This is a genomic window from Acidimicrobiales bacterium (genome assembly GCA_035316325.1).
In the GTDB taxonomy this organism is placed as follows: Bacteria; Actinomycetota; Acidimicrobiia; order Acidimicrobiales; family VFJN01; genus DASXTK01.
Map to the genome: position 1 here is coordinate 1 of DATHJB010000011.1, position 11,814 is coordinate 11,814.

Consider the following 11,814-nt stretch of genomic DNA (forward strand, 5'->3'; position numbering starts at 1 on the left):
CACCGAGATCGCCCAGGTCCGTGACGCGGCTGTCGCCGTGAAGCGGGGCGACATGCGGTGGGGCGGAGGCTTCGGCTTCGATGCCGCCCTCGTCGAGACGCGGCGGGCCCGCGACCTGCTCGACGCCCGCTGCCCGGCGGACCTGCGGCGCGACCTGTTCGTCGCCGTGGGCTGGCTGGCGGCCAACACCGGGTTCATGGCCTTCGACCTGGAGCGCTTCCGCGACGCGTCGCGGCTGTGGACGGTCGCGTCGGCCTGCGCCAACGAGGCCGAGGACTGGAGCCTCCAGGCCCGCGTGCTGGGCTCGATGGCTCGGCAGGCCACCTGGCTGTCGCACCCGGACGACGCCATCGACCTGATCGACCGCGCCCTGGAGGTCGGGCGGAACCACCTGGTGCCCACCGAGCTGGCGATGCTGTGGGCGCTGCGGGCGCGGGCCGTCGCCAAGACCGGCGACGACGCCGCCACCGCGCAGGCCATCGCGAAGGCCGACCAGTGGTTCGCCGCCCGGCAACTCGACGACGTGGTCGACCGGCCCTGGATCTCGCACTACTCCCACGCCCACCACTGGGGCGACACGGGGATGGCCTGGGCCGACATCGCGATCGCCAGCGGCGGTGACAACACCCGCGCCGTGATGGAAGCCGGTGGCCGCCACCAGGCCGCCGCCGACGGCCACGGGCTCGACGCGGCCCGGTCGCAGGCGCTGTCGCTGATCGCCCTGTCCGACCTCGACACCCGGGTCGGCGACCTCGACCGCGCCGTGCGCTCCGGCAACCTCGCGCTCGACGCGGCCGAGCGGGTCAACTCGCACCGGGTCCGCTCGGGCCTGGTGGCCCTGGGGAGCGCGGCCGAGCCACACGTCGCCCGCGGCGACGTGGCCGACCTCCACGACCGGATCACCTCCGACCTCGTCGCCTGACGTTCCTAGTCGGAGAATTGGCTACTCGGCGGTGAGCGTGGCCTCCATCGACGCGTGGATGTTGCAGTGGAAGGCGTACGCGCCCGGCTCGGCCGGCACGTCGACCGTGGCGGTGCCACCGTCGTCGATGTCGACGTCGAAGTCGCCGTCGTCGGCGGTGAACGTGTGCGGGGCGCCCGACGAGTTCTCGAGCTCGATCGCGCCGCCCGCCGGTGCCGCGACGTCCGAGTACGAGATCGAGCTGATCTCGTAGGTCACGTCGCCGCCACCACCGCCGCCGCCACCACCACCGTCGCTGGCGGTCGTCTCGGTGCTGCCGTTGCCGTCGTCGGCCGCGTCGTCATCGTCGTCGCCACCACAGGCGGCGAGCGACACGCCGACCGCCAGGACCAGGCCGAGACCGGCCAGGCGACGGCCGAACGAGTGGGCCATTGCGTGCTTCATGCTGTCATCCCCTCTCGGCCCGGCATCGTAGTGAGTCGCCCAGGTAGCACGGGGAGTTCGCTGCGTCGTCGTCTGACGGTCGGCTGACGTTCACCGGCCGGCGAGATGATCGACAGCCGTGGTCGCGCCCCGGGACAACGTCGAACGGATCCCGGCGCCGGCCACCGATGTGCTCGACCGCCGCTACGTCCGGACGGGCACCCCGGTCATCCTCACCGGCCTGTTCGACGACGCCCCCGTCGCCCGGCTGGCGGATCCCCTGGTGGCGCGGCGGGAGCTGGGCGACCTGCGGCTGCCGGTGCGCGCCAACCCGGTGGTCGAGCTGCTGGAGGGGCGCACGCCGCCGGTGCGGGAGCTGCGCTTCGCCGACTTCCACGACCAGCTCGCGACCGGGGAGGCAGCCGGGGAGTCCTGCATCGAGCACGACACGCCGGAGGAGATCGCCGCCTACATCCCGCCGCCACCGTACGTCTCGCTGGGCGAGCCCGACGACGGATGGGTGTCGCACATGTTCCTCTCGGGGCCTGGCAGTGCCACCCACCTGCACTTCGACGTCGACAAGCGCAACGTGCTCACCTACCAGGTGTTCGGGCGCAAGCGCTTCGTGATCGTCGACGCCCGGGAGACCCGCAAGCTGGCGCCGGGATCGCCGCCCGACGTCTGCTACGCCAGCGCCCTCTACCTCGAGCACTTCAGCCCCGACGACCTCGCCGCGTTCCTGGAGTACGCGAACGCCTGGGACTGCGTGCTGGAGCCGGGCGAGACCCTGCTGACCCCGGCCACCGCCTGGCACTACGTCGAGTACCTCGACGTGGCCCTGTCGGTGACCGTCCGGCTGGCCCGGAACCGCTACCTCCGGTTCCTCGCCGAGACCGCGCCCGCCCCCAGCGTGGAGCTGCAGGCGTTCGCCTCGCTGTTCCGCGACGACGCCCGGGTCGGTCCCGCCGAGGCCGAGGCGTTCGCCGAGTTCGCGGTCGCGGCGAACCGGCACCACCTGAGCCGTCGGCGGCGGGCGGCGAAGCTCGACCGGCTCTGCGCCGAGCTGTGCGCCCGCCTGGGCCTCCCGATCGCGGGCGATGCCTACCACCTCGACGACATCGCCCGCCGCGACGCCATGCGCGCGGTGAATTCTCGACAGAAGTGGTTGCCCTAGCGCCACCTCCGTCGAGATTTCGGTGGGTCGGGGTTCAGACGGCGAAGGCGGCGGCGGTCGCGAGGATGTCGGCGGCGAGGGCGGGGTCGCCGGTGACGGTGACGTCGAGGTCGGCGGCGTCGAGGCGGCCGGTCGACAGGCGGCAGAAGGCGACGGCGTCGGCCACCAGGCGGACGTCGGGCTCTCCCGGGCTGCCGGCCAGGGCCAGGGGTTGGGACCAGGCGCCGCCGCCGGAACCGGTCAGCACGATGCGGGCCGTGCCGGCGTGCGGGCCCAGGGTCGCCAGGCGCAGCGGCAGCGTCCGCACGCAGAGGTCGGTCATCAGCGCGAGTCGCCCGGAGTCGGGCGCCTGCAACGGCTCCCCCGCGGCGGCGCGCACGTCGTCGGCGTGCGTCCACACCTCCAGGCTGCGGGCCACCAGCAGCGAGCCCCAGCGGAAGTCGACGCCGTGGAACGACACCGGGGCGCCGAGGTCGGGCGGCGCCGCGGCCAGGGTGTCGAGCACGACCCGCGTCGTCGCCCGCCACTCGTGCAGCGTCGCCGCCGGGTCGCGCTCCTGCTGGGCGGCGACGACCTCGAGGCTCATCGTGATGTGGTCGGCATCGGCCCGGTCGGGCTCGTCACCCCGACCCAGGCGGGCGGCCAGCAGCCGCTCCACCGCCAGCAGGTGCCCCACCAGCCCCTGCACCGTCCAGCCGTAGCGGTCGACCACCGCGGCCCACGCCGTGGCGTCGAGCCGGCCCAGCAGCTCGTCCAGCTCGCCGATCGTCCGGCGGTACGCCTCGACCGGCGACAGCGGCACAGTGTGCGCCGGCCGCCCGGCGGGCCGCGACGCCAGCGCCGCCTCCAGCACCCGGCCCCGCAGCTGCGGCGGGGCGGGCTCGGTCTCGACCGACACCAGCGCCTCGGTCACGAAGCCGGTCATCTCGCCGGCGCCGTCGGCATGCGGGTCGCCGGCTACTGCCACTCGACCGCCCCCTCCGCCGCCAGCAGGTCGCCGAGCTTGGCGAGCGCCTGGCGCAGGCGGGACTTGGCCGTCCCCTCGGGGATGCCCAGCAGCGTCGCCACCGACCGGTAGCTGTGCCCGCCGAAGTAGGCGAGCCGCAGCGCCTCCCGCTGCGGGGGCGGCAGGCGGCCCACCGCCCGGCGCACCCGGACAGCCAGGTCGTCGTCCTCCACCGACTCCGGCCGCTCCCACGCCGCCGGCTCCAGGCGGATCGCATCGCCGCCCTCGGCCTCCTCGCGGGCGCGGCGGCGGGCGTCGCTGCGCACCACGTCGACGGCCCGGCCGTGGGTCAGCATCCCCAGGTAGGTGCGCAGCGAACCGCGCTCGGGGTCGAAGCCCTCGGGCGCGGTCCACAGGCGCACGAACACGTCCTGGGCGATGTCCTCGGCCGACGAACGGCTGCCGGTCACCCGGTGCGCCAGCCCGAACACCAACGACGAGTAGAGGTCGTAGGCCTCGGCGAGCGCATCCTCGTCACCGGCGACGAGCCGCCGCGCCAGGTCCCTGTCCGCGCTGGAGGCCACGACGCCGAAGTTAGCCGTGCCCGTGCGCCTCTGCCGCGGGTCAGACCCCGGACACCGCGCGGGCCAGGGCGTGCTCCACCAACGTCACCAGCACGGGGATAACCGAGGCGCTCTGCCGGGCGTCGCACGTCACCAGCGGCACGTCCGGCGCCAGCGCCAGGGCCTCGCGGAGCACACTGGCGGGCGGCGGCGGCAACCGGTCGAACAGGTTCACCGCCACCACGAACGGCACCTTGCGGTCCTCGAAGAAGTCGATGGCACCGAAGCCGTCGGCCAGCCGGCGGGTGTCGAGCAGCACCACCGCCCCCACCGCGCCGCGGGCGAGGTCGTCCCACATGAACCAGAAGCGGTCCTGGCCCGGGGTGCCGAACAGGTAGAGGATCAGCACGTCGTCGATGCTGCGCCGGCCGAAGTCCATGGCGACCGTGGTGGTGGTCTTGTCGGGCACGCGGGTGATGTCGTCGACCTCGGCGGAGAGGTCGGTGATGGCGGCCTCGGTGGTGAGCGGGTCGATCTCCGACACGGCGCCGACGAACGTGGTCTTGCCCACGCCGAAGCCGCCGGCGACCACGATCTTCACGGGGATCGGGGTGCTCGGGCCGGTCGTCGTCATCGAGAGGTCCGTCACTTCTGCGCCTTCAGTCCCGCCAGCAGCCGCTCGAGCACCTCGGCGCTGGGCCGGCCGTCGTCGGTCAGCTGCGGCCGGTGGACCTCGAGCATCCCGCCCGTGTTCAGGTCCGACACCAGCACCCGGGCCACGCCCAGCGGCACCTTCAGCTGGACGGCCACCTCGGCCAGCGACACGGGCTGCCGGCAGTAGTCGACGATGCGCGACTGCTCGAAGCGCAGCCGGGGCAGCGCGCCCAGTCCCGCGTCCGTGCTGGTCACCAGGGTCTCCCAGGGCAGGTTCTCGCCCACCGACCGGGTGCGCCCCCGGGTGAGGGCGTACACAGGTACCAGTCGAGGGTCGAGGGGTTCGTCCGCACTCACCACCAGATCCGCCATTCCCACCGTCTCCGCCGCCGCCACCGTCTCTACCAGGGCGGCGTTCCTTGTAGCTCCGCCCTGAGCGCCGGGGTCAGCACCTGACCGATGCGGGCCACCAGCAGGCTCATCTCGTAGCCGATCAGTCCGATGTCGCAGTTCGGCTCGCACATCACCGCCAGCGCCGAGCCCTCGCCGACCTTGGTGACGAACAGGAAGCCGCCCTGCATCTCCACGATCACCTGGCTCACCTCGCCGGCACCGAAGCACTTGGCCGCGCCCGCGGTGAGGCTCGCCAGGCCGGACGTGACCGCGGCGAGCTGGTCGGCCGTGTCGCGGGCGATGCGCTCGGACAGGGCCAGCACCAACCCGTCGGTGGTCACGACCACCGCGCTCTGGGCGCCCGGTATGCGGTTGGCGAAGCTGTTGACGAGCCAGTTCAGGTCTCGGTCGTCGTGATTCTCGACGGTCACTCGTCCTCCTCGGGGGGTCGGAGGTCGACCGGGGAATCGGCGATCGCACGTCCGGCACGTTGGCTGGCCTGGAACTGCGACAGCATCGAGCGGACCGCCTCGCGGTCGAGCGCCTCTGCCGGTCGGTTGTCGGCGTTGACGTCCCGGATGTCGCGAGGGTCGGGTCGGTCGGGGTGGCGGCGCAGGGCCGCGGCGAGGCCGGCGCCGGGGACGCGCCGCACCAGCCCGTCCAGCGGGGTCGCCGGCTCCGGGTCGGGGGCGTCGGTCGACGGCTCGGGCGACGGCGGGTTCTCGAGCGTTGCCGGAGCCGGGGCCGCGGCCTCGGGCGTCAGCCGGGCGGCAGGCTCGGGTGCGGGTGGGTGCGGGGGCTCCACCACCAGTCCCCGGGCCAGCAGCGACGTGGCGTCGACCGACGTCGGCCGGGCCGGCTCGGCGAAGGGGCCTCGGGCGAGCAGGGGCGGCGTGGCGGCGTAGGGCTCCGGGGGTGGCGGGGGCGGAGGAGGCGGAGGTGGGTCGGGCAGCGCCGGCAGCTCCCGTGGAGCGGGCGGCTCGGCGAGCCCCACCGGGTCGAGCACGGGGGGCGGGGCGGCGACCGGGAACCGCACGTCGTCGGGCGCGGGCGGCGCCGCCCACGCCGGCGAGACGGGCGCGACCGGTGCCACCGGGAACGGGGACGGGGCGACCGGGGCCCGGGACGGGGCAGGGGCGGCCGGGGACGGAGCAGCCGGGGACGGAGCAGCCGGGGCCGGAGCGACGGGGGCAGCCCCGAGCGAGGCGACCGCGGCGACCGGCGCCAGCTCGCCCGCCGAGACGAAGGCCGGCGCGAAGGTCGGCGGCGCCGGGACCTCGGTCGGTGCGCCGAACGGCGACGGCGTCACGGTCTCGACCGGCCGCTCGGTCACCAGCTGGTGGGGCAACGTCACCAGCGCGGTCAGGCCGCCGCCGGGCGTCGGCGCCACCCGCACGTCGATGTCGTAGCGCCGGGCCAGCCGGCTGACCACGTGGAACCCGAGCGTCGAGCGCCGCATGTCGACCTCGCGGGGCTCGGACAGCACCCCGTTGGCCTCCGCCAGGTCGGCGTCCGACATGCCGATGCCGGTGTCCTCGATGCTGAGCATGAACTGCGACCAGCCGGACGGCGCCAGGTGGCTCCGCACCCGCACGACGGAGCCCGGCGGCGAGAAGGTGGTGGCGTTCTCGATGAGCTCGGCGAGCAGGTGCGCCAGGTCGGCGACCGCCCGCCCGGCCACCTCGATGTGGTCGTTGACCAGCACGTCGACCCGGCCGTAGTCCTCCACCTCGGCGGCCGCGGCGCGCACCACCTCGCTGAGGGGCATGGGCCGGCCCCACAGGCGGGGCGGGTCGTCGCCCGACAGCACCAGCAGCGACTCGGCGTTGCGGCGGATGCGGGTGGCCAGGTGGTCGAGCTGGAACAGCTCCGAGAGCGCCTCGGGCTCCCGCTCGCGCTGCTCCAGCTCGGCGATGAGCGCCAACTGGCGGTTGAGCAGCGACTGGTTGCGGCGGGCCAGGTTGACCAGCAGGTCCGACATCGTGCGGCGCTGCAGCGCCTCGGCCTGGGCGGCGGCGACCTCGTTGGCGCCGAGGTCGGCCAGCAGACCGCTGTTGCGCTGCTGCACCATCTCGGTGTGCTTCCAGAAGATGACCACGCCGACGCACGCCGCCAGCACCGCCACGCCGTGGATGATCGCCCACAGCCACGGCCGGTTCTGGGCCGCGTAGTGGTTGTACATCGCCGACGAATCCATGACGCTGCCGATGCCGTGGGACAGCACGGTGAAGATCACGTTCCAGAGGAACGGCACCCAGTCCTGGTAGAGGGCGATGAGCCCGATCAGGATGAAGAAGTGGAAGTGCGCCTCGATCGTGCCGCCCGACATGTGCACGAGCACCGACGAGCAGAACACCAGGCCCGCGGTGGCGAAGAAGGCGGCGAAGCGCCGGTTGTGCGCCAGGCGGGCGAACACCAGGCACGCCGCCGGGGTCGTGACCTCGAGCGCGGAGTGGCCGACGCCGTAGCCCTGCGCCACGCCGAAGGCGAACAGCGCCGGCACGTGGAGGCCGAGGATCCAGCACAGCAGGAGGTGCCGACGGTGGAACGTCTCGGCATCGAGGAGGTTGCCGCGCGGCAAGTAGCCGCGAAGTGTCGCCACCAAGCCTGGACCGCCAGAGTCCCCATGCCCCATAAGAACCTATGTCATAACACGTTCCGTGATTTTCCTCTACCTCGGATTCCCTGGTCACCCGCCGCGTGACCGCCGACCACCCACAGAGGTAGTTCACTCGGCGTGGTACCCGATGACTACATCGGGTGACCTTGTGGGTACGGTCGGTGTTATGCGTATCCGAAGGGTTGCCCTACTCGCATCCGGAGCCGCGGCGGCAGTCGTGGGCGGGCTTTGGCTCAAGAAGTCGAGGAGCATGGACTCCCCCACTCTGGGTGCCACCCCCATGTCCAACGGAGTGCGTCCGCAGAGCCAGTCTTTCGAGCGGAACGACGACCTCGCCGAGACGTCACTCTCCTGACCAGCGTGAAGATCACGAAGGAGTGGTCGGAGCCGAAAGGCCCCGGCCACTTCTTCGCGTTTAACGTCCGGGCATGACGAGGGGGACCCTGGAGGGCGCGCGTGCGGTGGTGACCGGCGGCGCGTCGGGCATCGGACGGGCGGTGTGCGAGCGGTTCGCGGCCGAGGGCGCGCGGGTGGCGATCCTCGACCGCAACGCCGACGGCGCGCAGGAGGTGGCCGCGGCGATCGGCGGCGCAGCCTTCACCGTCGACGTGCGCGACGCCGCCGCGGTCGACGCTGCCACGGCCGCGGCCGTCGAGGCGCTGGGTGGGCTGTCGATCCTGGTCACCAACGCCGGGCTGAGCAGCCTGTCCTTGGTGCACGAGACCGACCCCCGGCAGTTCGAGCGCCTGGTGCAGGTGAACCTCCTGGGCACGTTCCACGCCATGCGGGCGGCGCTGCCCCACATCATGGCGAACCCGGGGGGCGGCGTGATCGTCAACAACGCGTCGGGCAGCGCCACCCGTCCCACCTACGGCGAGCTGGCGTACTCGTCGGCCAAGGCCGGCGTCGTGGCGCTGACCCGGGGCGCGGCCCAGGAGTACGGGCCGACGATCCGGGTGAACAGCGTGTCGCCGGGCATCATCCGCACGCCGATGTCGGAGCCGATGTTCGCCCTCGACGGTGCGCTCGACCCCGCGTGGGAGGCGACGCCGCTGGGTCGGGCGGGTACGGCCGACGAGGTGGCCGACGTGATCCTGTTCCTGGCGAGCGACCAGAGCCGCTACGTCACCGGCCAGGACCTGGTGGTCGACGGCGGCATCGGCCTGGCCCAACCGGGGATCACCACCACCCTGCGCAACTTCGTGGAGATGCTGCGATCGCCCGCGCCCTCGCCGGGGAGCGGTGACATACCGACGACATGAAGTACAAGGGCGACAAGGTGAGCACCTACTGCGAGGCGTGCCGGACCCAACGGCGCATCGTGCGCTGCCGGCGCTGCTTCGGCGAAGGCGGGAGCTGCTACGCGTGCGACCGCTCGGGCTACATGTGCGAGCAGTCCAACGGCGATCCCAAGCACCGCTGGAAGAAGACCTGGGCCTGAGAACGGGCCGGCGGGGTCAACTCCCGGGGCGCTCGGGGCGGGATGCCAGCGCCCGCCACAGCGCGCGGTAGCCGGGGTACTCGAGGCTCGGGGTGACCCAGCCGGCGTCGACCAGCTCGGCGTGGAGCCGGGGCAGGTTGCGCCAGGGGACGCCCATGTCGACGTGGTGGGCCAGGTGCCAGCCGGTGTTGAGCGGCACCATCCAGAAGCCGGCGAGCCGGCTCTGGCGGACGTGGTGGGTGGTGCGGCGCCGGTCAGTGCTGCGCTCCATGCCGCCGTGCTCGGCGATCGACCGCAGCCGGTTGATGACCCGCCACGACGTCATCCAGGGCAGCAGCCACAGCACGAGGTACAGCTCGGGTCGGCCGGCGATCGCGAACAGCGCCAGAACCGCGAGCTGGGCGGCCACGATGCGCAGGGCGAGCGGTCGGGCGAGCGACGAGCGCAGGGCGAGCAGCAGGCCCTTCAGGTTCTTCCAGCCGGAGATGCCGACGGCGTCGCGGCGCAGCTTGCGGCGCAGGCTGGCCTGCGTGACCGGGTAGCCGTTGTAGAGGTTCAGGTCGGGCTCGTGGGGCCCGAACTCCTCCTTGTGGTGGGCGAAGTGACTGCGGCGGTAGGCGTCGAACGGCACGAACGCCGGGTACGACAGCAGCCACCGGCCGACCAGGTCGTTGGCCCGCTTGTCGGTGAAGAGCAGCTTGTGGGCGGCCTCGTGGCTGATGATGGCGAAGCGGGCGAAGGCCGGGCCCATCAGCACGACCGCCACGAGGTAGGCGACGGGGTGGGCGATCCAGGCGGCCACGGCGATGGTGGCGACGGCCTGGCCCCAGGTGAGGACGACGCTGCCGACGTTGCGCCGGTCGTCGATGCGACGCAGCTCGGCGCGCAGCTCCGGCACCGGCATGCCCCTGGCGTTGAGGCGCTCGGTGGGCAGGACGTCGGGCAGCCGGTCGGCGGAGGGCACCATGGTGAGCCCCGGAGCCTCGATCACCGGTTGGTCGATCGTCGCCGCGCCTGTCGCCATGCCCCACACCATACAGTTCTGCCACACATGTTGCTACCGCGTAATACCCTGACCGCCCGGTCCGTGCTGCTGTCGGTGCTCCTCGGCACCGATCCGCCACGGCTGCCGGTGCAGGTGCTGGTCCGCACCACCGAGCTGTTCGGCATCGCCGAGGGCACCACCCGCACCGCCCTCTCGCGCATGACCGCGGCCGGCGAGGTCGTGGCCGACGACGGGTCCTACGCCCTGGCCGCCGACCGGCTGCTGGCCCGGCAGGCCCGCCAGACCGCCAGCCGGGCCGCCCGCACCGCACCGCGCTGGGACGGCGCCTGGGCCCAGGCCGTGGTCGGCGCGCAGGGTCGTCGCCGGCCGGCCGCCGACCGGGCTGCGCTGCGGTCGGCGCTCACGGCGGCCCGCCTGGCAGAGCTGCGGGAGGGCGTCTGGCTGCGGCCCGACAACCTGGGCGGGCCGCCCGAGGTGGCCGACTCGGACGCCGACGTGCAGTGGTTCCGCACCTTCCCGGTCGAGGACGCGGTCGAGCTGGCCGGGCGGCTGTGGGACCTCGACGCCTGGGCGGCCCAGGCCGACGACCTCCGCCGGCAGATGGCCGGGCTCGTCGCACCGCTGGAGGGCGGCGACCACGGGTCGCTGCGCGACGGCTTCGTCCTCAGCGCCGCCGTGCTGCGCCACTTCCAGCTCGATCCCCTGCTCCCCGCCGAGCTCCTCTCCGCCGACTGGCCCGGCGACGCCCTCCGCAAGGACTACGACCGCTACGACGCCGCCTACCGCCGCATCCTCGGCAAGTGGCTCAGCCCGCGTCGAAGACCAACTGCCTGAGGGCGAGGCCGAGGGCGGCGCCGCAGCCGGCGACGACGACCGCGAAGCGGCCGCTGGGCTCGTCGCGGAAGCGGGCGCCGGCGGCCAGCACCAGCGCCGCCACGCCGGCGAAGACGTTCACCACGGCGACCACCCCGAAGAACACGGCCAGGGCGCTGAGGGCGTTGCCACGACTGCCACCGCTGCCACCGCGGTCACGGCTAGCGCGGCGGCCACCGTCGTGCTCGTGGGTGGACGCGGTCGACGGAGCGCTCGCCACCGCCCACGACGCACCGGTGCGACGACCGCACTGACGGCAGAACGCGGCGCCGTCGGGCAGCTCGACCCCGCACCTCTGGCACAACACCACCATTCGCCACCCCCAGCAGTGGATCCCCCGAAGACTACGGGCCGGAGGAGCCGACGTCGCTGGGGTCAGGAGTGTCGGCGAGGTAGCGGTCGACCGTCTCGACCTTGGACGCCAAGGCGCCGTTGACACCGGGACGGATGTCGGCCTTGAGCGTGAGGCCCACGCGCGGCACCCGGGCGGCCACCACGTCGACCGCCGCCTTCACGACCGCCATCACCTCGTCCCACTCACCCTCGATGGTGGTGAACATGCTGTCGGTCTGGTTGGGGAGGCCGCTGGCACGCACCACCCGCACCGCCTCGGCGACGTGCTGACCCACCGCCTCTCCGGCACCGATGGGCGTGATCGAGAAGGCGACCAGCATGGGGTCGCACCGTAGCCCTCATGAAGGGCCTACCTGCCTCTCCGCGCCGCCTCCGGGCGCAGGGGGTTGACACGCCGCCGAGATCCTGTATGTTTCACACATCGGTTAATTAACAACACAGTTAA

The 11,814-nt window shown here is 73.2% G+C and carries 15 protein-coding genes; 5 read left to right on the forward strand and 10 right to left on the reverse strand.

All coding sequences use genetic code 11. From position 1 onward, the window contains the following. A partial coding sequence (locus tag VK611_00925; GenBank protein ID HMG39852.1) for a hypothetical protein occupies window positions 1-922 on the forward strand: 922 nt, incomplete at its 5' end. 21 nt (window positions 923-943) lie between these two features. Here VK611_00925 and VK611_00930 read toward each other — a convergent pair. Next, complete coding sequence (locus VK611_00930; protein HMG39853.1) at window positions 944-1,366, reverse strand: cupredoxin domain-containing protein; 423 nt, start codon at window positions 1,364-1,366, stop codon at window positions 944-946. A 118-nt stretch (window positions 1,367-1,484) separates the two neighbouring features. Here VK611_00930 and VK611_00935 point away from each other — a divergent pair, with 118 nt between their 5' ends. Next, on the forward strand, window positions 1,485-2,519 hold the full coding sequence (locus tag VK611_00935; GenBank protein ID HMG39854.1) for a cupin-like domain-containing protein: 1,035 nt from the start codon (window positions 1,485-1,487) through the stop codon (window positions 2,517-2,519). Between the two features lie 34 nt (window positions 2,520-2,553). On the opposite strand, the gene VK611_00940 is transcribed toward VK611_00935, so the two are convergent. The 6 genes from VK611_00940 to VK611_00965 are packed head-to-tail and all read right to left on the reverse strand — an operon-like array spanning window position 2,554 to window position 7,656. Next, window positions 2,554-3,486 (reverse strand): maleylpyruvate isomerase family mycothiol-dependent enzyme, encoded by a 933-nt coding sequence (locus tag VK611_00940; protein HMG39855.1) that lies wholly within the window; start codon window positions 3,484-3,486, stop codon window positions 2,554-2,556. Next, window positions 3,477-4,049, reverse strand: coding sequence for a sigma-70 family RNA polymerase sigma factor (locus VK611_00945; protein HMG39856.1), 573 nt, complete (start codon window positions 4,047-4,049; stop codon window positions 3,477-3,479). Before VK611_00945 ends, VK611_00940 begins: the two co-directional genes overlap by 10 nt. Before the next feature lie 40 nt (window positions 4,050-4,089). After that, window positions 4,090-4,677 (reverse strand): ATP/GTP-binding protein, encoded by a 588-nt coding sequence (locus tag VK611_00950; GenBank protein HMG39857.1) that lies wholly within the window; start codon window positions 4,675-4,677, stop codon window positions 4,090-4,092. Beyond that, complete coding sequence (locus tag VK611_00955) at window positions 4,674-5,039, reverse strand: DUF742 domain-containing protein (GenBank protein HMG39858.1); 366 nt, start codon at window positions 5,037-5,039, stop codon at window positions 4,674-4,676. The genes VK611_00950 and VK611_00955 overlap by 4 nt, the downstream gene beginning before the upstream one ends. Before the next feature lie 44 nt (window positions 5,040-5,083). Beyond that, window positions 5,084-5,506 (reverse strand): roadblock/LC7 domain-containing protein, encoded by a 423-nt coding sequence (locus VK611_00960; GenBank protein ID HMG39859.1) that lies wholly within the window; start codon window positions 5,504-5,506, stop codon window positions 5,084-5,086. Beyond that, window positions 5,503-7,656 (reverse strand): ATP-binding protein, encoded by a 2,154-nt coding sequence (locus VK611_00965; GenBank protein ID HMG39860.1) that lies wholly within the window; start codon window positions 7,654-7,656, stop codon window positions 5,503-5,505. The genes VK611_00960 and VK611_00965 overlap by 4 nt, the downstream gene beginning before the upstream one ends. Window positions 7,657-8,123: 467 nt before the next feature. On the opposite strand from VK611_00965, the gene VK611_00970 reads away from it, so the two are divergent. After that, window positions 8,124-8,957, forward strand: coding sequence for an SDR family NAD(P)-dependent oxidoreductase (locus VK611_00970; GenBank protein HMG39861.1), 834 nt, complete (start codon window positions 8,124-8,126; stop codon window positions 8,955-8,957). After that, window positions 8,954-9,136: a hypothetical protein gene (locus VK611_00975; protein ID HMG39862.1), complete on the forward strand. Its 183-nt coding sequence runs from the start codon at window positions 8,954-8,956 to the stop codon at window positions 9,134-9,136. Before VK611_00970 ends, VK611_00975 begins: the two co-directional genes overlap by 4 nt. Before the next feature lie 16 nt (window positions 9,137-9,152). Here VK611_00975 and VK611_00980 read toward each other — a convergent pair whose 3' ends face one another. Continuing rightward, on the reverse strand, window positions 9,153-10,160 hold the full coding sequence (locus VK611_00980; protein ID HMG39863.1) for a fatty acid desaturase family protein: 1,008 nt from the start codon (window positions 10,158-10,160) through the stop codon (window positions 9,153-9,155). 27 nt (window positions 10,161-10,187) lie between these two features. Here VK611_00980 and VK611_00985 point away from each other — a divergent pair, with 27 nt between their 5' ends. Continuing rightward, window positions 10,188-10,976 (forward strand): PaaX family transcriptional regulator C-terminal domain-containing protein, encoded by a 789-nt coding sequence (locus tag VK611_00985; protein HMG39864.1) that lies wholly within the window; start codon window positions 10,188-10,190, stop codon window positions 10,974-10,976. Here VK611_00985 and VK611_00990 read toward each other — a convergent pair. Both VK611_00990 and VK611_00995 read right to left on the reverse strand, forming a co-directional pair. Beyond that, the gene (locus VK611_00990) at window positions 10,948-11,328 is read right to left on the reverse strand and encodes a zinc ribbon domain-containing protein (GenBank protein ID HMG39865.1); all 381 of its coding nucleotides are present in this window, start codon (window positions 11,326-11,328) and stop codon (window positions 10,948-10,950) included. The two genes, VK611_00985 and VK611_00990, sit on opposite strands and share 29 nt — an antisense overlap. 31 nt (window positions 11,329-11,359) lie before the next feature. Continuing rightward, a complete protein-coding gene (locus VK611_00995) occupies window positions 11,360-11,689 on the reverse strand; it encodes an MTH1187 family thiamine-binding protein (GenBank protein ID HMG39866.1) in 330 nt (109 codons plus the stop codon). Window positions 11,690-11,814: the final 125 nt, after the last annotated feature.

Bases quoted from the DNA above. Each gene is read 5' to 3' on its own strand.
- VK611_00930 (HMG39853.1), bottom strand. From the start codon at position 1,366: ATGAAGCACGCAATGGCCCACTCGTTCGGCCGTCGCCTGGCCGGTCTC.
- VK611_00970 (HMG39861.1), top strand. From the start codon at position 8,124: ATGACGAGGGGGACCCTGGAGGGCGCGCGTGCGGTGGTGACCGGCGGC.
- VK611_00975 (HMG39862.1), top strand. From the start codon at position 8,954: ATGAAGTACAAGGGCGACAAGGTGAGCACCTACTGCGAGGCGTGCCGG.
- VK611_00980 (HMG39863.1), bottom strand. From the start codon at position 10,160: ATGGCGACAGGCGCGGCGACGATCGACCAACCGGTGATCGAGGCTCCG.
- VK611_00985 (HMG39864.1), top strand. From the start codon at position 10,188: ATGTTGCTACCGCGTAATACCCTGACCGCCCGGTCCGTGCTGCTGTCG.
- VK611_00990 (HMG39865.1), bottom strand. From the start codon at position 11,328: ATGGTGGTGTTGTGCCAGAGGTGCGGGGTCGAGCTGCCCGACGGCGCC.
- VK611_00995 (HMG39866.1), bottom strand. From the start codon at position 11,689: ATGCTGGTCGCCTTCTCGATCACGCCCATCGGTGCCGGAGAGGCGGTG.